20 protein-coding genes, 1 other RNA gene and 3 pseudogenes are annotated in these 25376 nt (G+C 50.9%); 13 read left to right on the forward strand and 11 right to left on the reverse strand.

Annotated features, from left to right (window positions below; genetic code table 11):
- Positions 1–123 (forward strand): annotated as a pseudogene (locus tag B5G10_RS11770) (transposase); the annotation flags it as partial.
- A 181-nt stretch (positions 124–304) separates the two neighbouring features.
- Here the strand turns inward: B5G10_RS11770 and B5G10_RS11775 are convergent.
- A complete protein-coding gene (locus tag B5G10_RS11775) occupies positions 305–1507 on the reverse strand; it encodes an MFS transporter (RefSeq protein ID WP_072546245.1) in 1203 nt (400 codons plus the stop codon).
- Positions 1508–1522: 15 nt separating this feature from the next.
- Entirely contained in the window at positions 1523–1849 is a 327-nt protein-coding gene (locus tag B5G10_RS11780; protein WP_021928755.1) for a multidrug efflux SMR transporter, read from the reverse strand.
- 157 nt (positions 1850–2006) lie between these two features.
- Between B5G10_RS11780 and B5G10_RS11785 the strand changes: the two genes are divergently transcribed.
- Positions 2007–2570, forward strand: a complete 564-nt coding sequence (locus B5G10_RS11785; RefSeq protein WP_021928157.1) for a cyclic nucleotide-binding domain-containing protein — start codon at positions 2007–2009, stop codon at positions 2568–2570.
- A 77-nt stretch (positions 2571–2647) separates the two neighbouring features.
- Here B5G10_RS11785 and mobV read toward each other — a convergent pair whose 3' ends face one another.
- The 5 genes and pseudogenes from mobV to B5G10_RS11810 all read right to left on the reverse strand — a co-directional run bounded on the left by mobV (position 2648) and on the right by B5G10_RS11810 (position 7663).
- Complete coding sequence (mobV, locus tag B5G10_RS11790; RefSeq protein ID WP_087424946.1) at positions 2648–4018, reverse strand: MobV family relaxase; 1371 nt, start codon at positions 4016–4018, stop codon at positions 2648–2650.
- Between the two features lie 160 nt (positions 4019–4178).
- On the reverse strand, positions 4179–4508 hold the full coding sequence (locus B5G10_RS11795) for a hypothetical protein (RefSeq protein ID WP_241147765.1): 330 nt from the start codon (positions 4506–4508) through the stop codon (positions 4179–4181).
- Between the two features lie 90 nt (positions 4509–4598).
- A pseudogene (locus B5G10_RS11800) lies at positions 4599–5794 on the reverse strand (primase-helicase family protein).
- 271 nt (positions 5795–6065) lie between these two features.
- Positions 6066–6437, reverse strand: a complete 372-nt coding sequence (locus tag B5G10_RS12865) for a hypothetical protein (RefSeq protein ID WP_087424933.1) — start codon at positions 6435–6437, stop codon at positions 6066–6068.
- The gene (locus B5G10_RS11810) at positions 6434–7663 is read right to left on the reverse strand and encodes a site-specific integrase (RefSeq protein ID WP_087424934.1); all 1230 of its coding nucleotides are present in this window, start codon (positions 7661–7663) and stop codon (positions 6434–6436) included. The genes B5G10_RS12865 and B5G10_RS11810 overlap by 4 nt, the downstream gene beginning before the upstream one ends.
- A gap of 259 nt (positions 7664–7922) precedes the next feature.
- Between B5G10_RS11810 and B5G10_RS12870 the strand changes: the two are divergent.
- From B5G10_RS12870 to B5G10_RS11825, 4 genes and pseudogenes are all read left to right on the forward strand, one after another.
- Positions 7923–8027: pseudogene (locus B5G10_RS12870) on the forward strand (IS982 family transposase); the annotation flags it as partial.
- Positions 8028–8063: 36 nt separating this feature from the next.
- Entirely contained in the window at positions 8064–11807 is a 3744-nt protein-coding gene (locus B5G10_RS11815) for a LamG domain-containing protein (protein ID WP_087424935.1), read from the forward strand.
- Positions 11762–11965, forward strand: coding sequence for a T9SS type A sorting domain-containing protein (locus B5G10_RS11820; protein WP_143241146.1), 204 nt, complete (start codon positions 11762–11764; stop codon positions 11963–11965). Before B5G10_RS11815 ends, B5G10_RS11820 begins: the two co-directional genes overlap by 46 nt.
- A 278-nt stretch (positions 11966–12243) precedes the next feature.
- The gene (locus B5G10_RS11825) at positions 12244–13827 is read left to right on the forward strand and encodes a glycoside hydrolase family 31 protein (protein ID WP_087424947.1); all 1584 of its coding nucleotides are present in this window, start codon (positions 12244–12246) and stop codon (positions 13825–13827) included.
- Between the two features lie 193 nt (positions 13828–14020).
- Here the strand turns inward: B5G10_RS11825 and ssrA are convergent.
- The 3 genes from ssrA to metF all read right to left on the reverse strand — a co-directional run bounded on the left by ssrA (position 14021) and on the right by metF (position 16626).
- Positions 14021–14418, reverse strand: a transfer-messenger RNA (tmRNA) gene (gene ssrA / locus B5G10_RS11830).
- A gap of 107 nt (positions 14419–14525) precedes the next feature.
- The gene (locus B5G10_RS11835) at positions 14526–15647 is read right to left on the reverse strand and encodes a DNA polymerase III subunit (protein WP_087424937.1); all 1122 of its coding nucleotides are present in this window, start codon (positions 15645–15647) and stop codon (positions 14526–14528) included.
- A gap of 22 nt (positions 15648–15669) precedes the next feature.
- A complete protein-coding gene (gene metF, locus B5G10_RS11840) occupies positions 15670–16626 on the reverse strand; it encodes a methylenetetrahydrofolate reductase [NAD(P)H] (RefSeq protein ID WP_087424938.1) in 957 nt (318 codons plus the stop codon).
- 514 nt (positions 16627–17140) lie between these two features.
- Here metF and rd point away from each other — a divergent pair.
- From rd to B5G10_RS11860, 4 genes are all read left to right on the forward strand, one after another.
- Entirely contained in the window at positions 17141–17305 is a 165-nt protein-coding gene (gene rd / locus B5G10_RS11845) for a rubredoxin (protein ID WP_025277424.1), read from the forward strand.
- A 285-nt stretch (positions 17306–17590) separates the two neighbouring features.
- Positions 17591–18274 carry a response regulator transcription factor gene (locus tag B5G10_RS11850; RefSeq protein WP_087424939.1) on the forward strand — a complete coding sequence of 228 codons (684 nt, stop codon included), beginning with the start codon at positions 17591–17593 and terminating at the stop codon, positions 18272–18274.
- A gap of 18 nt (positions 18275–18292) precedes the next feature.
- Positions 18293–19582, forward strand: a complete 1290-nt coding sequence (locus B5G10_RS11855) for a HAMP domain-containing sensor histidine kinase (RefSeq protein ID WP_087424940.1) — start codon at positions 18293–18295, stop codon at positions 19580–19582.
- 105 nt (positions 19583–19687) lie between these two features.
- Positions 19688–20128, forward strand: a complete 441-nt coding sequence (locus B5G10_RS11860; RefSeq protein ID WP_087424941.1) for a PepSY-like domain-containing protein — start codon at positions 19688–19690, stop codon at positions 20126–20128.
- A gap of 148 nt (positions 20129–20276) precedes the next feature.
- Here B5G10_RS11860 and B5G10_RS11865 read toward each other — a convergent pair whose 3' ends face one another.
- A complete protein-coding gene (locus tag B5G10_RS11865) occupies positions 20277–21464 on the reverse strand; it encodes a pyridoxal phosphate-dependent aminotransferase family protein (RefSeq protein ID WP_087424942.1) in 1188 nt (395 codons plus the stop codon).
- A gap of 371 nt (positions 21465–21835) precedes the next feature.
- On the opposite strand from B5G10_RS11865, the gene lpxD reads away from it, so the two are divergent.
- From lpxD to lpxA, 3 genes are read left to right on the forward strand one after another with little or no spacing between them, the layout of a single operon-like run.
- Positions 21836–22882 (forward strand): UDP-3-O-(3-hydroxymyristoyl)glucosamine N-acyltransferase, encoded by a 1047-nt coding sequence (lpxD, locus tag B5G10_RS11870; RefSeq protein WP_087424943.1) that lies wholly within the window; start codon positions 21836–21838, stop codon positions 22880–22882.
- Between the two features lie 12 nt (positions 22883–22894).
- Positions 22895–24277, forward strand: a complete 1383-nt coding sequence (locus B5G10_RS11875) for a bifunctional UDP-3-O-[3-hydroxymyristoyl] N-acetylglucosamine deacetylase/3-hydroxyacyl-ACP dehydratase (RefSeq protein ID WP_087424944.1) — start codon at positions 22895–22897, stop codon at positions 24275–24277.
- Between the two features lie 23 nt (positions 24278–24300).
- Positions 24301–25077: an acyl-ACP--UDP-N-acetylglucosamine O-acyltransferase gene (lpxA, locus tag B5G10_RS11880; protein ID WP_087424945.1), complete on the forward strand. Its 777-nt coding sequence runs from the start codon at positions 24301–24303 to the stop codon at positions 25075–25077.
- Positions 25078–25376: the final 299 nt, after the last annotated feature.

Raw genomic sequence — 25376 nt, forward strand, 5'->3', positions numbered from 1 at the left:
CTCTCAGACAAACTGCTACTCAGAAAACGGGCCATTATCGAGACTGTCAATGACGAACTTAAGAATATAGCACAGGTGGAACATTCAAGACACAGGAGCTTTGATAATTTTATCGTAAATCTGTATAAGGAATATACCTCTTTGAAATCAAGAGAGTTAGAAGAATTACCTCGTTTTCGGGTAATGAGTTGGTAACCGTTCTAATTGCCGTGGTCTGCATCGCTTTGCTTGTTCGGGAAACTCTTACGGTACAAAGGTATGAAAAATATTCAGACTGAAAGGATCATTCCAAAAATTATTTTAGTCAGAATATTGAGCATTCATCCTTATGCAGTCTTGGTTGGAAGCAATTAACGAACAAGGAAGCCACGGTAAAGGCAACTCCTACTCCTACCACGCCTGCCCATCCGTAATGTTGCCAAAACAGACCTGAAACGAACGTACCAGCAGAACCGCCCAGAAAGTAGATGGTCATATAAACGGTATTGACTCGGTTGATGGCGGATGCGTCAAGGGAGACCACGCTGGTCTGATTTGACAAATGGATGCATTGCATTCCTGCATCAATCAAAAGGATGGCGATTATCATCCACAAGTAGCTGTCATTTCCAAAAAATGCCAACAACCATGCAGCCAAGATAACACATCCCCCGACAATGGAGAAGAACCTTACGCCGTACTTCTGGATATAGCCGCTAATGAATACAACCGTAGACGCACCTGCCAATCCGCACAAACCGAGTGCCCCGATAATATCGTCATCCGCAAAGAATGGCTCTTGCTTCATCCGGAAAGCAAGGCAACTCCACAACGCAAAGAACGAGCCATAAGCCAATGCCGCCCTCAACGAAGCGATACGCAAGTACGGGTATTTGGCAAGCAGACGCAACAAGGATTTCATCAGACCCGCATAATTTTCACGTGAACGAGCAGGCAGAACGGGAAGCATCTTGTAAATCATAAGAAAGCATCCGAGCATAAACACACAAGCCACAAAATAGACGGAACGCCATCCCCACATATCAGCCAGGAAACCACTTAACACCCGTGAGCCAAGAATGCCTATGAGCAGACAGGACTGTATAATCCCCACGTTGCGTACCTTGTGTGCTGGTGCTGAATGGAAAGACACCAACGGGATGAAGAACTGCGGCATAACCGAAGATGCTCCGGCAAGCAAGGATGCGCCCCACACCCAATAGATGTTAGGGGCAAGTGCTATGGCAAGCAATGCGCACGATGAAATGATATAATTGGTCAATATCAGCTGCTTTCGTGAAACCAAATCGCCAAGCGGAATGACAAACACAAGTCCGACTACATAACCTATCTGGGTCAATGTCGCAACCATGCTGGCAGAAAAGTCGCTTACCCCAAAATCCTTTGCCATGCTGCCCAACAAAGGCTGGTTGTAGTAGCAGTTGGCAACGGAAAGCCCGGTAGCGACTGCCAGCAGAGCCAGCAGAGGTGCCGGAATGCCGTGGTTTTCTCTCAATTCATATTTCATCATTTATTCCTCCTTTCAGTATGACACAACTTTCAATCCAATCAAGGAGGCAATGAGCGTGAACAGGAAGAAAAGCCGTATGGGAGTGGCCGGCTCTTTGAAAACGAATATCCCAATCAAGACCGTGCCGACCGCTCCGATACCCGTCCAAATGGCGTATGCCGTGCCCAAAGGCAAAGTCTGAACCGCTTTGGCAAGTAATGCCATACTCAATACCGTGGAAGCCAAGAAACCGCTTCCCCACAGATAAAAACCAATACCTGATGCCTCTCTCGTTTTTCCCAAGCAGAATGTAAGGCTTACCTCAAACAATCCTGCCAAAAATAAAATTATCCAATTCATACCTATGATTTATTAAATTCGGGTGCAAAAGTAAGCAAGTAATTTCTAACCGTTTTTTACATTTGGTAAAAACGGATTTTGCATTTGACAAAAAAACAGCCGTTAGCAGCTGTTTCTGTGCGCTATTTTATAATTTTGTACCACAACAAAATGACTTATGGATATAAAGGAAATCATCAACCAGAGATATGCCATGCCGGATGCGTCTTTGGACAAGTTGCGGCAATGCCTGACGGAAGTCTCATACCCAAAAGGATTCCAAGTGTTGGAATATGGCAAGATAGAAAAAGACATCTTTTTCATCAAGAAAGGCATTGTCCGCGCCTATACTTCGGTAGAGGGGAAAGAAATTACCTTTTGGGTCGGCAAGGAAGGGGCGACTATTGTTTCCATGAAAGGATATGTGAATGACGAACCGGGGTATGAAACAATGGAGCTGATGGAAAATTCTGTCTTATATGTATTGGAAAGGAAAAAACTGAAAGAGTTATTCTTGAAGGATTTGCACATAGCCAATTGGGGACGGCGTTATGCGGAAATGGAACTGCTTGCTGCCGAGGAACGGCTGATTTCCATGTTGTCAGCCGTCGCCTCGGAACGGTATCACGAGTTGTTGGAGAAAGAGCCTGATTTGTTACAGCGGTTGCCGTTAGGAAGTATCGCCACCTATTTAGGCATCACACAGGCAAGTTTGAGTAGGATTCGGGCACAAATAAAATGACGTTTCAACCAACTGAGGATAGCAAGCGGTTTTGGTCTGCCCCAAACACAAACTTGCTATTTTTCCGTTGGTATTGTTTATAATCCCATGCCCTTGCCTCTCCTAAGCGGTTCAACCGTCCTTTTAACGGATGAGAACAGCCTGCCAAACTGCTCCTTGAACCACTCTCCAATCACTTGCCCGTTGATGGCAAGTGCAAGCTTGGACTTGTCTTTCGGGTCTTTTACCACTTGGAAGCCTGCTTCCTCGGTCGTGAACTTCCGCCTGTGCTCTTCCGAATAGAGCTCGCCCTCGTAGAACAGCGGTTTGCCGCTGATGAGCGTGGCAGTCTGCCTTTCGTTGAAGCCGACTTTAAGGCAGAACTTCTCCATATACACCAGCTCTTGAAACAGCGGAAACCATTTCTTGGCTTTTTGGATAATGGATTTTAGGAATGACACTTCCTCTTGGTGTGCCGCTTCCTTGTCCGCCATTTCCCTGCGGTACTTGGCTTGCAGTTCCACCAATTGGCGGCTGTGTTCCTCCTGCTGCTGCTCCATCTGCTTTTGCAATAATTCGATACTCTCGTCACGGGCGGCAACCTCGCCTTGCAAGGTTCGGTTGTCGGCTTCCAACTCTTTCAGTCTGCCGCTACCCAAAAGAGAACCTACTTTTGCCACGAGTGCCGCTTTCGCCTCGGTCTTGGCGGCTTCCAGCTTCTCCGACTTGATTTCTTTTTTGACTTCGTCAAGTTCCTGCTTTGCCTGTTGGCGTTCGGTCTGCAACTGCTGCACGTTGGCTTCAAGCTCTCCCGTCTGCCGTTTCAGGTCACGGTAGTATTGGGCGGTGGTTGTGTGCCGTGCTTCCGAACCTCGTATGCCACGCTGCAATCCGTACTTCGCCATCGCTGCGGCGTAGCTGTCGTGGTAAGCGACAAGCCTTTCACGGGTCAGGAGGTCATCGGCACACAAACGCACGGCGTTGGCTTTCTTGCGGTAGGTGCGTTTGCTGTCCGCTTGTTTCTTCTTGGCTTTCCTGCGCTCTCCCGTCACTATCGGTACGACCGTTGCATGGATGTGCGGCGTGTGTTCGTCCATGTGCAACACTGCCGAAACGGTGTTCTCCCTGCCGAATGTGCGGTGCAGCCATTGCAGGTTGTCATCGCACCATTCACCCAGCCTGCCTTCGTCCTGCACTCTCACCATATCTTCATGCGAACCCGAAAGCACGATGCGGATTGCCCGTACTTGGTCGGGAGTAATTTTTCGTCTGATGCCTGCCGTGTGGATGCGGTGGCTTATCGCTTCGGTGCGGTCTGCCACACCGTCGGGGAACTCCACCAGTTCACGGTTGAGATGGGTGCGTGTGGGGTCGGCGTTCTTGGGCATTGTTTTGCGTTCTATGTGGTCGGATGCGCCCGTGTCAGCCGACCCTTTCGCCTTGTTGATTTGGATGCTTATGTATCCCATGTTTGTTTCTTGTTTTTTTGGTTCTACAAATTGTTTGTCGGTATCCGTCCGCCTGCGGTCGTGCCGCACGGGGCAAACGGGGGTGTCCAGAGGGGTGTAACCCCGTTGGCTCATTGGGGTGTTTTTAGCATTAGCGTCAGCGGTGCGTGAAGAAAACGCCCTAATGAGCTATGGCTTTTCGTTCCCAAAAGCCTGCGGCGGTGTCGGCGATGATGTCGGCGGATGTTGGTCGCCCTTTTCTTTTTGCCAGCCTTGTATGATATTCTGTGCCGTTGTGCCGGCATGATTGCCTGTCGGCACAACAGCATACAGACAGGGATGGTGTTGCCGTTTCCCCTGCGGACTTGATAAGGGCTGAAATTCCGATGATTTGATGATTGGATAGTCTAATATACAGACAGCTAATGCAATAACCTTTCATCAGCGTTTCATCAAACCGCTCGCCAAAAGAAAAGCGATGAGCGGCGTTGTGTTGCCTTTCTCTTTTCATCAGCCCAATCCTTTTGTTGAGCGTTTGATGAGAATGTAAGTCGCTGTCATTCTTTATGTTTATATATGCTTTCATCATTTCATCAAAATATCAGAGTGTTTCCAACTGTTCCTTGCTTACCAGATAGTAGCGTCCAATCCTCCTGACGGGCGAGTAACGGCATTCACGGTTGTAGTCGTATTGGTAGGTGGTGTAGGAAAGCGAATTGGATGCAGGGGTAAGCTTCCAGCATTCTCCTGCACCACTTTCCGAACCTGCGACTTCTCCACCTTTACTTGCGAGCAGACGAGCAACGGGATAATATCATTGAGGCAAAAAGAAACAGAACTGACGCCCACGCTTGCCATGATGTCGAGCAGGAGTTCCGTCATTTCTATCTCCAAACGGTTGCGGTTGCTTCGGATAATCTTCCGCAGGGCTTCCGTCTCCAGCAGCTTCGGGTTGAACCACATTCGGCTTTCTTTTTCGGTGGATAGCTGCCGGTGTTGCAGGAAATGAAGAAAAGCGGGTATCTCCGCTTTCAGTTTTTGCAGGAAGTCGGTATCATCATTCCGTAGCGGCACAATCTTCCGCACCCAATAGCGTGTTTCACCTGCGTCAATGATAACGGGCAGATGCTCGTTGTTGGAGCACAACACGAACTTGGCGAAGAAGCCTATCTCGTCACGGTCTTTGCCTTTCGCCTCCACCTTGTAGGATAGTGTGGTGCTGAGGTTCTTCAACCGTTCGCTGTCCTCACGGCGGTTGAGCAGCACTTCGTCCACCATGATGAGCAGCTTGCCCGCCCAGTCGGAATTGAACTGGCTGCGGAAGTCCTCGTTGGTGTTGAACGTCACGTTGTTCTGGAATACGGCTTTCAGGAAGTTCAGGAACGTGCTTTTGCCCGTATTCCTCTCTTCGGACACGAGCAACAAGATGGGCAGCTTCTGAACGGGATACAGATACAGCAGTTGCAGGTAGTCCATGCCCAACCCGTACTGTTCGCCGAAGATGTGTTCCACCAACGAGCGAATGCAGGGGAAATCGCCCGGCACGGGAACATGGCTTATCGGCTCGTAGAGGTTGAGGAACTTGCCGACTACGGGCTGGTAGCCTACATGGTCGGGTACGGTGCAGAAGCCGTCATACTTCGGGATGCCCGCCATGTAGTCCTTGCCGTAGTCCTGTCGCAGGGTCTCGGCGTTCCATGCGATGCGTCTCCTCACATAGCCGCCGTCAATGCGGGGCTGGTTCACAATCTTGTAGAGCGTGGTGCCTACACGGATAAATTCTTCTTTCTTTTCCATGTTTCAAATATAGGTTTTAGTGCCGCCGACACCTTGTCGGCAGGTGGATTAAACATGGTTGCAAAGCTACGGCAGGACGGCTAAAACCTTGATATGTAAAACTATGCAGAACGGCGCAAAAGAAACCGACGGATAAGAAAATGCAGTAAGATGGACAATATCAGTCATCAAAAGGCGAAAAGAAAAAGCCCGAAGAAGCGGAAAATGGTACTTCTTCGGGCAGACTTGGATTGTGTGAGTGCATGGGCGTAGTGACACGCAACCGCACTCGCTAACACTTACACGATATGCTGTTACCTAACGAAAGCCAAAGCATTTGTCTGTCTTTTCGCAAGCACAGCCTTTCCAGCAAGACATTACGCACTCTTGCGGCATTGGATGTGTTGATACGGAAAGCCAGTGCCATTACCATTGGCAGCGCATACACTTCCAAATAATAACCGTTTGGCAGCCTGATGTGCCTTTCCACTTCGCAAGATTGCAACACTCCGCTCCTATACACGGCTCGGACAGCGGCACGGAGTGTCGGGGCGATTACATCAAACAGCGTTACCAACTCCATTTCGCTCATCCACACATTGGCTATATCGGACGGTACGGCAACCCTGCCGCTTCCGTCCATCGTGATTGTTGCCCGTTTCATATCCCTGCCACCTTGATGTTACCGAATGACTTGCTCAACTTGTCGCCCAGCATCGTGAGGTCGTTATCCAGCTTCTCCACGGTTATCTTCGCATAGATTTGGGTCGTTTCGATGTTCGTATGTCCCAAAATGCGGCTTACGCTCTCTATCGGCATACCCTTGCAGAGAGCCAGGGTTGCGAATCCATGACGTGAGCAATGGAAGCTGATGTCCTTATTCACGCCGCATTCCCGTATCATCTTCTTCAACGGTTTGCAGATTGACCAATAGTTCAGATTGGGGAATACCAAGTCGTTTTCTTGGAACGGTCGGTAACGCTCGATTATCTGCAAGGGGATGTCCAGCAGCTTTACTTGGAAAGGTACGCCCGTCTTGTGACGCTTGGAGATAATCCATTTCTCGCCGTTCACCTCCACGATTCGGTCGTTGGTCAGTTCCTTGATGTCCACGAAAGAAAGGGCGGTGAAGCTCGCAAACACGAACAGGTCACGGATGTATGCCAGCTTCGGGTCTGCGAACTCGTGCGTCATTACCGCCTTCAACTCATCCTCCGTCAAAAACTCACGCTCCTTGACATTCGGGCTGATGTGGAACTGCGCAAACGGGTTTCTCGGTATCAGACCGTTGAAGTGCGCACGCATCACCACACCTTTCAGCCACATGCACTTTTCCCATATCGTGCCGTTGCGCAATCCCGCTTCCGTGGAGAGATAGACCGCAAACTCCTTGATGAAGTCGGGCGTAAGCTCCAGCATCGACATGTCGCTGCGCTTGTAGAACGACTTGATGAACGCCGCCACATAGTTCCTTGCCACTACCCTTGACTGGTAAGTCGCCAGTTTCCTGTCCTTGCCGACACGCTTCTTGAACACCTCGTTCTCACGGTCGAAGGCTTTGAGCAGCGTTTCATACTCGCCGCCTATGCCCTGATAGGCGTTGCGTACCATCTCTGCCGTCACAAACGCCTCACGGTCGGATATGCGCTGGTAGTGCTTGATGATTTGCGCCTTGATGTTGTCAAGCGCAAGGTTCGTTTCCCTTGCCTCCAAACTCTTGCCTTTGGCACGGTTGCCCTTTGCATCCCAAAGTTCTTTTGAGATGCTCCGCTTGCAACTGAACTGCGCCACCGTTCCGTTGATTGTAACCCGTCCCATGATGGGGACAGTTCCATTCTTCTCCTTGCTGCCGTTCGCATAGAACAGCACGCGAAATGTGCTCCTTGTCATACTCGTTCTTTTTTGGTTGCAAAACTATAAATCAACGAGTTAAACCTTGACAAGCAAACCTACGCAGAGCGGCGCAAACGGAACGGTGACTGTTAAATCTGCATTTCTGACGGGTAACGATTAGGAAACCGTTCTCTTTCTCCAATCCGCTTTGGAACGCTATTCAGCCCTCTATCCAACTTCCGCGATTTTCTCCTAACTACTTAATTCACAGATTACATTGCGTTAATCTGTCGAATTTTGGAGGTTTTTCCATAGATTTTCCGTAAACCTGTTGGGTGCAATTGCTGCATATTGTTGCTTTCCCAAGAAGCCGTGTATCAATGTTACAAGAACTATTGACACACAGCTCGCTTTGTTTTGAATTCGTCGAACTCACGTTATTTAAAAAATTCTTATCATGAGAAAACAATTTCTACTATTCTCACTATTGTTTGTTCTCTTGCCATTCTTCTCTACACAGGCTCAAGAGAATAAAGCAATTACCATTCCTCAGTTCACGCTGTCGAGTTGGAATTCTTCGGCCTATCGGCTGGAGGTACCCGAAACAATCCTGGGCGACCGCAGTGGCGGTGCAACCGACCGCACGGGGAAATCGTTTACCCTGTCTGCTTGGATCAACATGGACAAGTTTACCAACGAGAGCAACAACAAAGGCAATGTGATCATGGGGCATGGTGCTCGTGCTCACCTCAACTACAACGGTAGCTTGGTATTGGCTACAACAACCGACGGTACCCTCAAAATCATTTCGGGATCCGGCAAAGCATTGTCGGGTGATCTCAATGCAACCGTCGCCTTGAATACCTGGACCTACCTGACGCTGGTTTACGACAACAGCGACTTCTCGGTAAAGGTCTATAAAGATGGTACCTTAATCGAGACCCGCAACAACGGCTCGCAACTGACTCTATTTAGCGATAACCCCTGTATCTTCTTCGTGGGTGGCGCCGGGTTCTCAGGCCTCTGTGACGAGATGCAGTTCTATAACAAGGCTCTCACGGCCGACGAAGTTGCCCAAGCCTACAACAACGATCCTCAGGGAGTTTCGGGGTTGACCGCCTGGTACGACTTCAACGAAATCGAGAGCGGGACTACCGGTACGTTCACCAACAAGGCCACCGACTCGGCTCATGCCGATACCAAGGCTGTATTCTATAAACTCACAGGTGGAAGTACCAACTCTGATGGCGGATTGATTAGCAATACCGGCTTCACCGAAACAGCTCCTGCCTTGGCCGAAGGCCGCACGATTGTCACCACTACGATGTACACCGTGACGTTGCCCGAGACCGTAGAGAACGGTACGCTCACCGTCATGAACGGCGAAAACGCCCTCAACCCCGGCGTGAACGAAGTTGAAGAAGGAGCCGAACTGACTATCACGGCCACTCCTGCCGCAGACTATCGACTGGAATCGCTTACCGTAAACGATGCGTCCTTTGAAAGTGGTGCCACTTATGCAGTAAACGAAAATGCTACGATTGCCGTTTCGTTTGTCGAAATCGAAAAGCACAGCGTATCGGTTAACGTCCCCGACGGCGTAGAGTATCAGGTTACCCTGAACGGCGAACCGGTCGAGGATCTCTCTTCGGTAGTAGTTGGCAGTGAACTCACCTTGACGATAAGCGCTCTGCCTCAAGGCAAGAAGATTGCTTCGGTAACCCTCGGTGAAACGCCGCTCGAGGCTAACCAGGATGGCACTTACACCTTCACGGTAACTGCCGATGCCACGCTCACCATTACCCTGGCCGACGTCATTGATTACTATACAGCAACACTGCCCCAGACCGTAGAGAACGGTACGCTCACCGTCATGAATGGCGAAACCGCCCTCAACCCCGGTGAAAACGCACAAATTGCAGAGGGTACAATTCTCACCATCACCGCTACTCCTGCCGCAGACTATCGCCTGGAGTCGCTTACCGTAAACGGTACTCCCATTGAAAGCGGTGCCACTTATGCAGTAAACGAAAATACTACGATTGCCGTTTCGTTTGTCGAAATCGAAAAGCACAGCGTATCGGTTAACGCCCCCGAGGACGTAGAGTATCAGGTTACCTTGAACGGCGAACCGGTCGAGGATCTCTCTTCGGTAGTAGTTGGCAGTGAACTCACCTTGACTATCACCGTTCCCCAAGGAAAGAAACTCGTATCGGTAACCTTTGGCGACGAACCTCTCGAAGCTAACGAAGATGGCACTTACACCTTCACGGTAACTGCCGACGCCACAATCACCGTTACGCTGGCCGACATCGTGTACTACTCGGTAACCCTGCCCGAGACCGTAGAGAACGGTACACTCACCGTCATGAATGGCGATGCTGCACTCAACGCAGGTGAAAACACTCAAATTGAAGAGGGTACAACCCTGACCATCACCGCTACCCCCAACTCGGGTTACGAAATTCTCTCGCTGCAAGTAAACGGCACAGATTTCAACAGTGGCGACACTTATGTAGTCAACCAAAACACGACGATTGCCGTAAGCTTCCAGATCGAAGGCCCCAAAGCCGTATTGGTTCCCAGCCTCAATGGCGACAAGAAATATCAGTTCCGCTTCGACGATATCGTATTGGGTGAACACGAAAATGGAGTGAACAACTCGTGGAATGGCGGCAACGTTACCGGTACCGACCATCGGGCCCGCAACTTCACCATGTCGGCTTGGGTAAAAGCCGTTAGTACCGAAGGCCAAATTCTCGGTCACGGACAATCGCTCTTCTACGGTGCTACCGGTACATTTGGTGTATTCCTGGATAACGGACGCCTCACCTTGAAGGCTCGTGCCTGGGAAGATAGCGGCAGCTGCCCCGGCATCTCCGATGTAGCTACCAGCGCTACCCTCACCACCGACGAATGGGCCTTTATCTCGGTCGTTGTCGATGATACCAACCGCACCATCAAACTCTACAAGAACGGTAAACTGGCCGGCACGGGCGACTTGAGCGTAATTACCGAGAACGGCGTACGCGAAGGCCACGGTATCGGTCTGCTTCAAGACGAGTGCGTATTCTTCGTAGGTAACGGTGGTTTCTCCTGCTACGTTGACGAGGTTCAACTCTGGAACAAAGCCTTGAACGAAAAAGAATTGAAAGAGTCGGTTCGCGGTGGATACACCCAAGAGAACATGCCTCAAGAACTCATTGCCTATTACAAGGTTACCTCCGAATCGGAAGCCGAACTCGAGAACAAAGGCACCTACGGTGCTTGTCCTGCCGGTGTGGTTGAAGGTACAACCCATCGTGAAGAAGCTCCCTACTGGGCCGATGTTTATACCTGCGACTTTATCTCGGTTCAAATCGTAGCCGGTCACACCTTCCCGACCAACAACCTCACCATTACCCAACCCACCGAGGGTGGTTCGTTCAAAGTGGTAAATGCCCAGAACGAAGAGGTAACCAGCGGTCCCGTTGAGCAATTTACCGCCCTCACTGTTGTTGCCGAACCGGCCGAAGGATATGCCTTGAGCCAAGTATTGGTCAATGGCGAACCCAACGATGGCACGACCTTCGTTATCGAAGACGACACCGAGGTTACCGTTGAATTCGTTAAACTGGTAACTGTAAGCTATACCGAGACTACTGGTGGTCACGTAGAGATGTTTATCGACGATGCTGCCGAAGCTTCTGAATTTGGCAGTGTAATGCCTGGTTCGAAAGTAACCTTGAAGGTAACTGCCGACGAAGGTTATAGACTGGCTTCGCTGCTCATCAACAACGAAGAGAAGAAAGACGCCCTGGTTGACAATGCCTATACGATCGAAGCTATCGATGGCGACGTGACCGTAGCTGCTACGTTCGAAGAGATTCCCTACTGGCAAGTAACCTGCATGGTCATGGGTGAAGGTACGGTTACCATCACCGACGACGAAAGCAACGTATATGCCAGCGGTTCTGAAATTATCGAAAATACCTTCGTTAAACTGGTATTCAACCCCGAAGAAGGTTACAAGGTATCTGAGTTCTCCGACAACGATGGCTCTCTGCTGGATCAAATCAGCAACAACGTATATGAAGTAGGTGCTTTGACCAGCGCCCATTTCTACTATGTAACGTTCACAACCTCAGTAGGTTCGACAACGAGAGCATCGATGCTGTGTCGATCTACTACAACGCCGGTATGCTCTATGCCAACGGTCTGAACGAAGAGGCTACTCTGGCTATCTACGACCTGGCCGGTAAACTGGTTAAGGTAGCTACCGAAGCTCCTGTAAACGTTAGCGACCTGGCCAACGGCTGCTACATCGTGAAAGTGAAGATGAACAATGCCGAGAAGGTGGTAAAATTTATCAAACGATAAACGACCGATAAATAACCTTTCCGGTAAATAAACAATCGGAGTCATATCGCAAGATATGGCTCCGATTTGTATTATATATAACTCTTAAACCGAAATCCAGGCCTGCAACAGTACCCGGGTTTTGTTTTTCCCTATGCGCTCCTTCAAATGCCACAATTACCCACTTCTCTCCCCAGTTTACTACATGTTAAAAAACACTAACTCACCTCACCCGCTTGCCATCCCGTCAAAAATTTCGTAGCTTCGCAATCGTTAAATTCATCAACATTATTTATATCATGAGAAAAACATCACTATTTGCTTTATTTGCAAGTGCTCTATTTGCCTTACAGGCACAACAACAAACTACAGTTGCTCCCCTCGAAGGCGAAAAATGGTGGGGATGTTTCGTAGGTATCGGCAACGAAATGCCTTTTGCCTCAACTACCCCGCTCTACGACCTATCGAAGGTTAACTTCAACAACGAAGTCTCTCCCCTGCTGCTGTCGTCGCAAGGACGTTATGTGTGGAGCGACCAACCCTTTCGTTTCCGACTGAGCAACGATACGCTCCTCATCGAGTCGGACTACGAGAAACCTCAGGTAACCCAGGCCGGCAAAACCCTGCGCGATGCCTATCTGCACGCCAGCCAAAACCACTTCCCGGCTCAAGGTACAACCCCTCCCGAGCTCTTCTTCAAAGAACCGCAATACAATACCTGGATCGAGCTCATGTATAACCAGAATCAAAAAGACATTCTGGAGTATGCCCACCACATCATCGACTACGGATTCCCCAAAGGCATCCTCATGATCGATGACAACTGGCAACGCTACTATGGCAACTTCGAGTTCAAGGCCGAAAAATTCCCCGATGCCCGGGCCATGACCGACGAGCTGCACCGTCTCGGCTTCAAGGTGATGCTGTGGATATCGCCTTTCGTTTCGGCCGACTCGCCCGAGTTCCGCGACCTCGACGCCAAAGGCTACCTGCTGAAAAACAAAAACGGCACGCCCGCCGTGGTCAACTGGTGGAACGGGTATAGCGCCTGCTACGACATGACCAACCCCGAGGCTGTTGAATCGCTGAAACAGACCCTCAACCAATGCATGGAGAAATATGGTATCGACGGGTTCAAATTCGATGCCGGCGACATCGCCATCCTGGCCAACGGCGAGTATGACTACTACGACAAGAATGCCGACCAGAACATCTTCTCTCAACGCTGGGCCGAACTGGGCCTCTCCTACCCTTTCAACGAATTCCGTGCCGCCTGGAAAACCGGCGGACTGCCCCTCGTGCAACGTATTGGCGACAAGGACTACTCGTGGCACGCCGTATCGATGCTCATCCCCAACATGGCTATTTGCGGCATGCTGGGCTATCCCTATGCCTGCCCCGACATGATTGGTGGCGGACAGTTCACCTCGTTCCTCAACATCAACCCCGGCGAATTCAACGAAGAGCTCATCGTGCGCTCCTGCCAGGTACACGCCCTCATGCCTATGATGCAGTTCTCGGTAGCTCCCTGGCGAATCCTCAGCCCCGAAAACCGCGAGATTTGCGCCCGCTATGCCCGTCTGCACCACACGATGGGCGACTATATCTACCAGTGTGCCCTGAATGCCGCCAAGACCGGCGAGCCCATCTTGCGCCACATGGAGTACAGCTTCCCCCACAGCGGCTTTACCGAGTGTAAAGACCAGTTCATGCTGGGCGACAAATACCTCATCGCCCCCATGACCACCGCCGGCAACAGTCGCACGGTATATCTGCCTAAAGGCAAATGGCGCGACGACCAGGGCAAGACTTTCAAAGGTCCCAAGAAAATCGTCATCGACGTGCCCCTCGACCGTCTGCCCTACTACGAACTGATAAAATAAGCGAACTGATACTCGCCCCCCTGCAAGGGGTAGAGACTCCATTTCCCCTGTCCCGGGGAGGAATCGACAGCCAGTCTGTCGGCTCCTCCCCGGCTCTTTTTCGGCACCTTCACCCGAGAGAAGCCAGCGACCCTACGGCACAAAAAAGCCCGGGGTCGCATCTCGATTGCGATGCAACCCCGGGTCGAATGGTTGGTGGAGCTGGAGGGATTCGAACCCTCGTCCAAACAAGGAACTAATGAGCTTTCTACATGCTTATCTTCGCTTTGATTGTCGGGTACAGACAAGACCGAAGCCACCAATCTGTACCTTAGTTTCTAAAATTTCATCGTCGGCCCGAAACCTGCCTTCGACTATTTCCGAGATTATTGCACCACCGTTTCGGAACGCTTCGGAACCACAGCAACCGGGTGATGTCTTGTCTCCGCAACTGTTGCAGAGATTAAGCTAATCTACTGTACTTCGATTAAGCAGCAAGAGCGTAGTTATTTTCGCCAGTTAAATTTTTGTTGTCTGAGATTATAGAGCGGGGCAACAACGCTCTGCATGCTTACCCACCACTTCTACCCGCTGTCAAAACCGGTCAGCCCCAGTGGCAGTATGTTCATCCCCGCCGGTTTCCCGTCGGGGACGACAAAGATAATGCTTTTCCGGCAAATATAATCGACTTGGAGCGAAAAATAAATCACTCTCCAGCCTCAACTTTTCAAGAGCAGAATAAGTTTGATGGCCAGGTCGAAGAGCACGATTTTGGCGTTGGCATTCTGCCCGATGTCATTCTCGGCATCGCTCAGATGCTTCATGATGGCCTGCACATTGCGCTCGTGTATGAAGGGGGCAAAACGGGTCGAGAACTGCTCCTCCTCGCGGTTCATGTACGACAAGTCGGGCACGTGCAGATTATAGATATAGTTTTCGCGCACCATGCGCTGGGCATAGGCCAGGAAGCGACGCAAGCGCTCGCGGCCCAACTCGGCCACCTCTTCGCTCCACCCCTTCAGGTCCTTGATCTTCCGCCCGTAGGCAAGGCGCATCACCTGCACGAAATAGTTGAAGAACAGGTGGCTCTCTTCGTTCAGTTGGAGCGACTCACACGCCCGCAAATAACTGCCCTCGGCCACATGAGCCACAGCCAGGGCATCTTGTGCGGCTATACCGTAGCGGCTTTGCAAGGCCTCGGCAATGACCGGCGTGGGAAGCGAACGCATCTCGATGAGTTGCGACCGCGACCGTATGGTGCCCAACACCCGCTCGGGGCTGTTGCTCACCAACAGAAACACGCTGCCGGGATAGGGCTCCTCGAGCAACTTGAGCAGCTTGTTGGCACAAGTGTCGTTCATGCGCTCGGGTAACCAGATAATCATAATCTTATAAGGCGACTCGTAGCTCTTCAACGACATCTTGCGCAAGATGCTCTCGCTCTCCTCGCCATATATCATGGCCTGCTTGTTCTCGGCATTGATATAGCTCAACCACGCATCGAGACCAAAGTAGGTATGATCTTTCAAAAACTCGCACCACTCGGGCAGATAATCGTCGCAAATGCGTTTCTTCTTCTCAACCCTGACCATGGGAAAGACAAAATGCAAATCGGGATGCGTAAAGGCCTCATACTGCTGGCACGACTGGCACACCCCGCAAGCATCGCCCTGCTGGCGATTGGTGCAGTGTATATACCGGGCATAGGCCATGGCCATGGCAAACTTGCCTATCCCCTCGGGGCCGCACAACAACTGGGCATGGGCTATATGGCCGCTATCGACCGAGCGCAGCAACCGCTGCTTCACCTCGTCCTGCCCGATAATATCTTTGAAAAACATAGCGCTCTCTTCCTCTTGTCTCTTAATAAACCTGCTTGGCTATCCGATACACACTATCGACAGCCATGAGCGAATAGAAGTGAATACTGGGTACACCCCGAGCTTTCAACTCGAGCGACTGGGCCGTGCACCACTCGATACCCACCTGCTTCACTTGCGAATCGTCTTTGCACTTGGCCACCTCGCGCACCAGTCCGTCGGGTATATCCACGTGGAATACCCGCGGCAGCAACGTCAGCTGCGAGGCCTTCGAGATGGGTTTCAGTCCCGGTACAATAGGCACGGTGATACCGGCAGCCCGGCAGCGAGCTACAAAGTCGAAAAACTTGGAGTTATCGAAAAACATCTGCGTGACGATATAGTCGGCCCCCATATCGACCTTGGCCTTCAACCACTTCATATCCTCGTCGGGGTTGGGCGACTCGTCGTGCTTCTCGGGATAACCGGCCACCCCATAGGAGAAGGGCCGCGAATTGACCACATCCATGCGGGTACCGTCGATAAAGTATCCCTCGTTGAAACGGTTCACCTGTTGTTCCAGTTCGATGGCATGCTCATAACCGCCCGGCATGGCCGTGTAGCGGCTCTCGTGCTTGGCCTTGTCGCCCCGCAGAATAAGCAGGTCGCATATACCCAGGAAGTTGAGGTCGATCAAGGCATACTCTGTCTCATGCGCCGTAAAGCCGCTGCATATCATGTGCGGCACCGTGGGTATCTGATACTTGTTTTTAATGGCGGCAGCCACCGCCACCGTGCCCGGTCGGCTACGCTCCGAGACCCGGCGGAACAACCCGTCGGCCGTATCCTTATAAACCATCTCGCTGCGATGTGTCGTTATGTTGATATACAACGGGTCAAACTCGCGCAACGTATCGATAGTCTTGAACGACTTCTCGATGCTGCTCCCCTTCAGCGGGGGTAATATCTCAAACGAAAAACCGGTACTCCCGGTATTCTTTAGCAAATCGGCAACCTTCATAACTGTTTTTTTGCGAGGTCCTCGCCGGGGGCTGTCACGCCCGACGGGTCACCCTCCTGTTCGACACATCTTTTTTACGAAAGACAAATGTACAATAAAATCCCGAAAAAGAGAAAAACCGCTATCTCTTTCCATTTCAACTGTTAAAGACTATATACAAACCGCCCTATCTCGATTCACATTACTTAAAATAGATTAAATCCAAGAAAATTTCTTCTCAAATATTATGTTTGAAAACATATTTACCCCTATATTTGCACTGTGTTTTTCATGGTATTAGATTTAAGGTTAACAAAGATTGGTTGTCGTGAGACAATCAATTTTTTTTGTGCCTACTCAAAACCTACTTACTCCCGGAGGTCAGCCCCCAAAAATGTTAGAATATCCAAACAATACCCAAAAAACGGGAGGTAATTTGGTTTATATACCCAAAGATTGTATTTTTATCGCCGAGATAAGTCCTCATTCAGGACAGGACCTAATAAAAACCTATTTTTATAAAAGAAAGACTGATATGAAAAAGTACATTTGCACAGCTTGTGAATGGGTTTACGACCCCGCAGTAGGTGATCCCGATGGTGGAATCGCTCCCGGCACTCCCTTTGAAGATCTGCCCGAAGATTGGGTTTGCCCGGTTTGTGGCCTTGGTAAAGACGCATTCGAGGAGGTGAGCGAGTAATTTGCACTCCCCCCCTTACACCATAGAGAGTCTGTATCGCCCGGCGATGCAGACTCTTTTTTCATTCACCCACTCGATGACGACATGTAGGTCACCCCGCACTCGATGCGGGGTCCAGAAGTGAGTGTTCGTGGGGATTCTCCTTTACGGGAATTCTCTACCCGGGCTCTCATGGATTCCGCATCGTAGTGCGGAATGACAGAAACAGCACGGAATGACAAGATCCGCAAAAAAAATTTAGGTCATTTCAGATTCTCTACAAAATCAATTGTATAAATTTGAGACATGAAAATACTGATTGTTGAAGACGAACCCTCTCTGCGGGAGATCATGCAACGGGCATTGACCCAAGAACACTATGTGGTCGAAACCGCCACGACCTATGCCGAAGCCGATGCCAAGCTGGCGGCCTACACCTATGACTGTATCCTGCTCGACATCATGCTGCCCGACGGTAACGGGCTGCATCTGCTCGAGCACCTCAAGCAACAACGCAAGCGCGACAACGTCATCATCATCTCGGCCCGCGACTCGCTCGACGACAAGATTCTGGGGCTCGACATGGGGGCCGACGACTATCTGCCCAAGCCCTTCCACACGGCCGAACTGCTGGCCCGCATCAAGAGCGTGCTGCGTCGCGGCAAAAGCGGGGGCGAAATGGAGCTGCGCCTGGGCAACGTGTCGCTCGAGCCCGAGAGTTCGCGGGTGCGGGTGGCCGGCAGCGAGTTGCCCCTCCTGAAGAAAGAGTTTGACATTCTGCTATACTTCATGCAGCGGCCCAATCACCTGGTCGATAAATCGGTTTTGGCCGAAGCCGTATGGGGCGACCACGCCGACCAGGCCGACAACTTCCACTTCGTATATGCCCAAATGAAGAACCTGCGCCGCAAACTGACCGAAGCCGGCGCCGACATCGAGATAAAATCCATTTACGGGTTTGGCTATAAACTCATTCCCCCGACCGAATAAAAAACTCTTTCTTGCCGCATGAAACTGATTTATCGCATCGCATTGCGCCTATCGGCCGTACTCATCCCGCTCATGGCATTGTGGGCTACACTGTTCTACTTCATGACTGTCGATGAGATTAACGACGAGGCCGACGATGCCCTTGGCGATTACTCCGAGCTGATTATCATTCGCATGCTGGCCGGACGAGAACTGCCGCCCCTGAACGACGGCTCGAACAACAGCTACTCGATTACCCCCATCCCCCGGGAGTATGCCGAGTCGAAATCGCATATCGAATACTACGACGCCGAAGTCTATATCCCCGAAAAGGAGGAGACCGAGCCGGCCCGTATCCTCTCGACCATCTTCTGCGACAACGACGACAACTACTACGAACTGAAGGTGGCCATGCCTACGTTTGAAAAAGAGGATTTGGTACGCACCATTCTCTTTTGGATTATCCTGCTCTACTTCACGCTACTCATTACCTTAATAGGGGTAACCACCTGGATATTCCACCGCAGCATGAGGCCTCTATACGACCTGTTGCAGTGGCTCGACCGCTTCACCCCGGGCAAACCCGGTTCGCCAGTTCCCGACAATACAAACATCACCGAGTTTCACAAACTCAACCAGGCCGTGCAAGAAGCAGCCGACCGTTCGCTGGTACTCTTTGAGCAACAAAAGCAATTCATTGGCAATGCCTCGCACGAACTGCAAACCCCGCTGGCCATCCTGGGGAACCGCATCGAATGGTTGCTCGACAATACCGAACCGAACGAGAAGCAGGTCGAAGAGCTGTTCAAGATGCAACGGTCGTTGAATCATATCGTGCGCCTCAACAAAACCCTGTTGCTGCTCACCAAAATCGAGAACGGGCAGTTCCCCGAGAGCTCCCCGGTCGATATTGCCGCACTCATCGGCGAACAGGCCCCACTCTACAACGAGATTTACGAGTCGCGCCATATTGACTGCCACCTCGACCTTCCCGACCATTTCGTAGTATCCATGAACGACTCGCTGGCCTCGACCCTTGTCACCAACCTGCTCAAAAACGCCTACGTCCACACCGAGCCCGGTCACCGCATCGACATCTCGCTACACAACGGCACACTCACCATCGCCAACGACGGTGATACTCCGCTCGATGCCGCCCACATATTCGACCGCTTCTACCAGGGCCACAAAAAAGAGGGCTCTACCGGTCTGGGGCTGGCACTGGTCAAGGCCGTGTGCCGCTACTACAACCTCCACATCGAGTATCGCCATGCCAACGGGCGGCACTACTTTATCGTCACCTGGCCCCTCAAACGAAAAGAAAAATGATTTTTTTCGAGAAAATTCCCGAAATTTCAAATTCACTTCAAAATTGGACTCGATCTTTGTACCATCAAACGAAAACAATGTATCACTAATAAATCTTTGAAAGTTATGAAAAAGTTATTGATTCTCTCGACAATTTTGATGGTATTGGGTATCGCAACCGCTTGCGCCGACAACGACAAACCCATCGCCGTAACCCAGTTGCCCGCCAAGGCTCAACAATTCATCAAGACCCACTTCCCCAAAGAAAAGGTGGCCCTGGCCAAACTCGAACAGGAAATTTTTGAAACCCGCTACGAAGTGGTATTTACCAGCGGTTCCAAGGTAGAGTTCTTGAAAGACGGTGAATGGAAAGAGATCGACTGCAAATACTCGACAGTGCCCACGGCTGTTATCCCTGCCCAAATTGCCCAATATGTATCGCAAAACTATCCCGATACGAAAGTCGTACAAATAGACCGCGACAAACGCGACTATGAGGTAAAGATTACCAACGGTCTGGAACTGACATTCGACAAACAGTTCAACCTGATAGACATCGACGACTAAGGAGACCCTGCCGTCGATACCCAGCCCGCCCCACTCCCGTGAGGCGGGCTTTTTGTCATCTCCTTCCCCTCGCCCACAACCCTTGGCTCAAAAAAAACGCCGCCAGAGAGCAAACCCTCCGGCGGCGCTAAACAACCTATACTTATACTTATTTAATAATCTCGAGACGTTTGAAGCACTTCTCGATCTTGTCGAGAGCGATATCAACTTGAGCACGCGTGTGCGTAGCCATCAGCGAGAAGCGAATCAACGTATCCTTGGGAGCTACTGCGGGAGCTACTACCGGGTTTACAAAGATGCCCTCGTCGAAGAGGTCGCGCGTTACTCTGAAGGTCTTTTCGTTATCGCGGATGAAGAGCGGGATGATAGGCGTGCAGGTATTACCAATCTCACACCCGATGCGGCGGAAGCCCTCGAGTGCATAGTTGGTTACATCCCACAAGTTGGCGATACGCTCGGGCTCGCTCTCCATGATATCCAAGGCGGCACCTACGGCGGCCGTCGAAGCCGGCGTGATACTTGCGCTGAAGATATACGAACGGGAGTTGTGACGCAGATAGTTGGCCGTCACCTTGTCGGTAGCAATGAAACCACCCAGCGAAGCCAGCGACTTACTGAAGGTACCCATGATGAGATCAACATCATCGGCTACCCCGAAGTGATCGCAAGTACCCCGACCGTTGCGGCCAAAGACACCGATACCATGAGCCTCATCGACCATCACGGCAGCATTGTACTGCTTGGCCAGACGCACAATCTCGGGCAGGTTGGCTACATCGCCCTCCATCGAGAATACGCCATCGGTAACAATCAATTTCACTTTGTCGGGATCGCAATTACGCAACTGCTCCTCAAGCGACTGCATATCATTATGACGATATTTCACAGGCGTAGAGAACGACAACCGACGGCCTTCGATAATCGAGGCATGGTCGAGCTCGTCCCACAAAATATAGTCGCCACGACCTGTCACACACGATACGACACCCAGGTTTACCTGGAATCCCGTGGAATAAATAATAGCCTCCTCTTTACCCACAAACTTGGCCAACCGATGTTCCAACTCTTCGTGAATATCGAGCGTACCGTTCAAGAAGCGCGAACCGGCACAGCCCGTACCATATTTGCGAATGGCAGCAATAGCAGCTTCTTTGATTTTGGGGTGATTGGTAAGGCCCAAATAGCTGTTCGAACCGAACATTAAAACTTTCTTACCATTGATTAAGACTTCGGTATCCTGATCGCTTTCTATCTTGCGGAAATAAGGATAAACACCTAGTGCCTTGGCTTTCTGCGGAGCATCATACTTCGACAGTTTTTCTTGCATCAACTTCATAGTTTATTCCTATATCTATTTTATTATAAACTATTTGCACAACCAGGACTTTCTCTGTAAAGCACCTTGGAAAATACAGGGTGCAAAGGTAACACAATTATCCGAATTGAAATCATTTTTCACTTAAAAAAATCGCCGATTGTTTCAAAAAAATTTCATACCCAACCCTGTCACAACCTGCGACTTAGCTACCTCGAGCCTCTCGAAGTCAAAATTTGGAACATCCCATATATGCCTAACTATCAACTCTATACAACAAGCGCCACACAAAACTTGTAATTGTTTTGTAATAAATTCTACCCGTTATTACCCAGAATTTGAAAAAAATTGCGAAATTTGCCGATTGTATAACCATATGACAGAGAACCAATATGAAATTCTCAGCGCAACAAATCGCAGATTTCCTGCATGGAGAGGTGGTGGGCAATGCTTCGGTCGAGGTAAGCAACCTGTCTAAAATCGAAGAAGGCACCCCCGGTACTCTCACCTTCCTGGCCAACCCCAAATACACACACTATATTTACCAGACTCATGCCAGCATCGTACTGGTTCATCGTGAGTTCGAGCCCGAGCATCCCATCGAGGCCACCCTCATCAAGGTCGATGACCCCTATGCCTGCCTGGCCATGTTGCTCAACCTGGTAAACGAGGCGCTCACGGCCAAACAGGGCATCGAGCAACCCAACTATGTAGCCTCGAGTGTCACCCTCCCCGACGACATCTATCTGGGAGCCTTCGCCTATATTGGCGAACGGGTGAAACTGGGGAAGAAGGTAAAAATCTATCCCCAGGTATATGTGGGCAACGACGTGGTCATTGGCGACAACGTAACCCTCTACCCGGGCGTAAAAATCTATCACAGCTGCGTGATTGGCAACAACTGCACCCTGCACGCCGGCGTAGTGATTGGAGCCGACGGTTTCGGATTTGCTCCGCAAGCCAACGGCGAATATGCCAAGATTGCCCAGATAGGTAACGTCGTTCTCGAAGATAATGTCGAGATTGGTGCCAACACCACCATCGACCGTGCCACCATGGGTTCGACTGTCATCCACAAAGGAGTGAAACTCGACAACCTCATACAAATAGCCCACAACGTAGAGGTGGGCGAGCACACGGTAATCGCCGCACAAGCCGGTATTGCCGGGTCGGCCAAGGTGGGCAGCCACGCCATGATAGGCGGACAGGTAGGCGTTGCCGGACACATCAGACTGGGCGACCGCATACAGGTAGGAGCCCAATCGGGTATCCCCAACCATGTCGATGACGACGCCGTCATCATGGGCTATCCGGCCGTACCCTCCAAAGAGTTTGCCCGACAGGTCGTTTACATCAAGCGCCTGCCCGACCTCACCCGCACCGTAAAAGAGCTCTCGAAGGAGATTGAGTCGCTGAAAGAACAATTGAAAAACAAATAAAACAGAATATCGATGAAACAAAAAACCCTCAAAACCAGTTTCTCGGTTAGCGGAAAAGGGTTGCATACCGGATTGGACATCACGGCAACCTTCCTCCCGGCCCCCGAACATCACGGATATAAAATACAGCGCATCGACCTCGAAGGTCAACCTATTATCGAAGCGCTGGCCGAAAACGTTGTAGAGACCAGCCGAGGCACGGTGATTGCCAACGGCGACGTAAGAGTGAGCACCATCGAACACGCCATGGCAGCCCTCTATGCGGCCGAAATCGACAACTGCCTCATCCAGGTAAATGCTCCCGAGTTGCCTATTCTCGACGGCAGCGCCGCTGTCTATGCCGAAGAGATCGAGCGTTGCGGCCTCGTAGAACAGAATGCCGAGCGCGAATACTACCTCATCAAATCGAAAATCGAGTTGCACGACGAGGAAAGCGGTTCGTCGATCGTCGTTCTGCCCGACGATGAGTTCAGTGTCAACGTACTCATTTCGTTCGATTCGCCCATCTTGAACAACCAGTTTGCCAGTCTCGACGATCTGCACGACTTCAAGAAAGAGATTGCCGGCGCCCGCACCTTTGTCTTCGTAAGAGAGGTAGAGCCACTCGTGAAACACAACCTCATCAAGGGTGGAGACCTCGACAACGCCATCGTCATCTATGACCAAAAGACCTCGCAAACCGAGCTCGACCGGTTGGCCGACCTCCTGGGTGTACCCCACAAACACGTCGATGAGCTGGGGTATATCAACAACAAACCCCTCGAGTTTGACAACGAGCCGGCCCGCCACAAACTGCTCGATATCCTGGGCGACATCGCGCTGGTAGGCAAGCCCATCAAAGGCCGCATCATCGCTACCCGCCCCGGTCACAAAATCAACAACCAGTTTGCCCGTCTCATTCGCAAAGAGGTGCGTCGCCAAGATATCCAATGCCCCATTTACAATCCCAACAAGGCTCCCATCATGGATGTCAACCGCATTCGCCAGCTGCTTCCCCACCGCTATCCCTTCCTGCTGGTCGATAAGATTATCGAGATGGGCACGCGCCACATCGTCGGCGTCAAGAACGTATCGGGCAACGAACCCTTCTTCCAGGGCCACTTCCCTGCCGAGCCCATCATGCCCGGCGTACTGCTGGTCGAGGCCATGGCACAAACCGGCGGTCTGCTGGTACTCAATACCGTAGATGAGCCCGAGCGCTACTCGACCTACTTTATGAAAATAGACAACGTCAAATTCCGTCAGAAAGTAGTACCGGGCGATACGGTCATCTTCCACCTGTCGCTCATGTCGGAGGTACGTCGCGGATGTGCCTACATGAAAGGCTATGCCTTCGTAGGTGAGCGCATCACTACCGAGGCCGAATTTATGGCACAGATTATCAAGAACAAATAACATACTAAAACAAGCACAAGGAAATGAAACAACCTTTAGCATATGTCCACCCCGATGCCAAGATTGCCAATAATGTGGTAATCGAACCATTTGTTACAATCGATAAAAACGTAGTCATCGGCGAAGGGACTCAGATAGGCTCCAACGTCACCATTCTGGAAGGCGCTCGTATCGGGAAAAACTGCAAAATATTCCCGGGGGCCGTCATCTCGGCCATTCCCCAAGACCTGAAGTTCCAGGGCGAAGATACCATCGTAGAGATAGGCGACAACACTACCTTGCGCGAATGTGTGACCGTGAACCGCGGTACAGCCGCCAAAGGTAAAACCGTGGTTGGCAGCAACTGCCTCATCATGGCCTACTCGCACATTGCTCACGACTGTGTCATAGGCGACAACGTAATCATCTCCAACGCCACTCAGGTTGCCGGCGAGGTAGTGGTCGATAACTATGCCGTTATCGGCGGGGGTACCCTCATTCACCAGTTCACCCACATTGGAGCTCATGTGATGATCCAGGGCGGATCGCACGTCAACAAAGACATCCCTCCCTACATCAAAGCAGGGCGCAACCCCATCTCCTATGCCGGTATCAACTCCATTGGTCTGCGTCGTCGCAACTTCAGCAACGAAACCATCTGCAACATACAGGAGATCTATCGTTACCTCTACCTGTCGGACATGAACAACAGCGACGCCATCGAGCGCATCGAGGCCGAGTTGCCCGCCACCAAAGAGCGTGACGAAATCGTGCTGTTCGTGCGCAACTCCAAACGTGGTATTATCAAAGGGTATCTCTAAAATACACTTTTTCGATAGTAGCGACTACAAAGCGGGAGCCTCCAAGAAAGAGACTCCCGCTCTCTTTTTTACCTCCATCGGGTAGCCAAGCAGGACTGAGAAGTTCATTTAATGAGCTTTTCGGGCCATATATTCGGTTAAAAATTTTGCGGCTCGAAACTTTCAAATATATTTGCGCATCACTGCTGTCCGGAGAAATTTTACCATAAAGTAGGTTGCTCGACAGAACCCGCCTCCGGAACACTAACTGGAGTTGTCGGCTGATTATAAATTTCACGGATATTCGCCCTCTGGAAGAG

This window comes from Barnesiella sp. An55, assembly GCF_002161555.1.
Lineage (GTDB): Bacteria > Bacteroidota > Bacteroidia > Bacteroidales > Barnesiellaceae > Barnesiella > Barnesiella merdipullorum.

What these genes read in the sequence shown, in the direction of transcription:
- B5G10_RS11775 (WP_072546245.1), bottom strand. Translation starts at nt 1,507, where the DNA reads ATGAAATATGAATTGAGAGAAAACCACGGCATTCCGGCACCTCTGCTG.
- B5G10_RS11780 (WP_021928755.1), bottom strand. Translation starts at nt 1,849, where the DNA reads ATGAATTGGATAATTTTATTTTTGGCAGGATTGTTTGAGGTAAGCCTT.
- B5G10_RS11785 (WP_021928157.1), top strand. Translation starts at nt 2,007, where the DNA reads ATGGATATAAAGGAAATCATCAACCAGAGATATGCCATGCCGGATGCG.
- mobV (WP_087424946.1), bottom strand. Translation starts at nt 4,018, where the DNA reads ATGGGATACATAAGCATCCAAATCAACAAGGCGAAAGGGTCGGCTGAC.
- B5G10_RS11795 (WP_241147765.1), bottom strand. Translation starts at nt 4,508, where the DNA reads ATGAAAAGAGAAAGGCAACACAACGCCGCTCATCGCTTTTCTTTTGGC.
- B5G10_RS12865 (WP_087424933.1), bottom strand. Translation starts at nt 6,437, where the DNA reads ATGAAACGGGCAACAATCACGATGGACGGAAGCGGCAGGGTTGCCGTA.
- B5G10_RS11810 (WP_087424934.1), bottom strand. Translation starts at nt 7,663, where the DNA reads ATGACAAGGAGCACATTTCGCGTGCTGTTCTATGCGAACGGCAGCAAG.
- B5G10_RS11815 (WP_087424935.1), top strand. Translation starts at nt 8,064, where the DNA reads ATGAGAAAACAATTTCTACTATTCTCACTATTGTTTGTTCTCTTGCCA.
- B5G10_RS11825 (WP_087424947.1), top strand. Translation starts at nt 12,244, where the DNA reads ATGAGAAAAACATCACTATTTGCTTTATTTGCAAGTGCTCTATTTGCC.
- B5G10_RS11835 (WP_087424937.1), bottom strand. Translation starts at nt 15,647, where the DNA reads ATGTTTTTCAAAGATATTATCGGGCAGGACGAGGTGAAGCAGCGGTTG.
- metF (WP_087424938.1), bottom strand. Translation starts at nt 16,626, where the DNA reads ATGAAGGTTGCCGATTTGCTAAAGAATACCGGGAGTACCGGTTTTTCG.
- rd (WP_025277424.1), top strand. Translation starts at nt 17,141, where the DNA reads ATGAAAAAGTACATTTGCACAGCTTGTGAATGGGTTTACGACCCCGCA.
- B5G10_RS11850 (WP_087424939.1), top strand. Translation starts at nt 17,591, where the DNA reads ATGAAAATACTGATTGTTGAAGACGAACCCTCTCTGCGGGAGATCATG.
- B5G10_RS11855 (WP_087424940.1), top strand. Translation starts at nt 18,293, where the DNA reads ATGAAACTGATTTATCGCATCGCATTGCGCCTATCGGCCGTACTCATC.
- B5G10_RS11860 (WP_087424941.1), top strand. Translation starts at nt 19,688, where the DNA reads ATGAAAAAGTTATTGATTCTCTCGACAATTTTGATGGTATTGGGTATC.
- B5G10_RS11865 (WP_087424942.1), bottom strand. Translation starts at nt 21,464, where the DNA reads ATGAAGTTGATGCAAGAAAAACTGTCGAAGTATGATGCTCCGCAGAAA.
- lpxD (WP_087424943.1), top strand. Translation starts at nt 21,836, where the DNA reads ATGAAATTCTCAGCGCAACAAATCGCAGATTTCCTGCATGGAGAGGTG.
- B5G10_RS11875 (WP_087424944.1), top strand. Translation starts at nt 22,895, where the DNA reads ATGAAACAAAAAACCCTCAAAACCAGTTTCTCGGTTAGCGGAAAAGGG.
- lpxA (WP_087424945.1), top strand. Translation starts at nt 24,301, where the DNA reads ATGAAACAACCTTTAGCATATGTCCACCCCGATGCCAAGATTGCCAAT.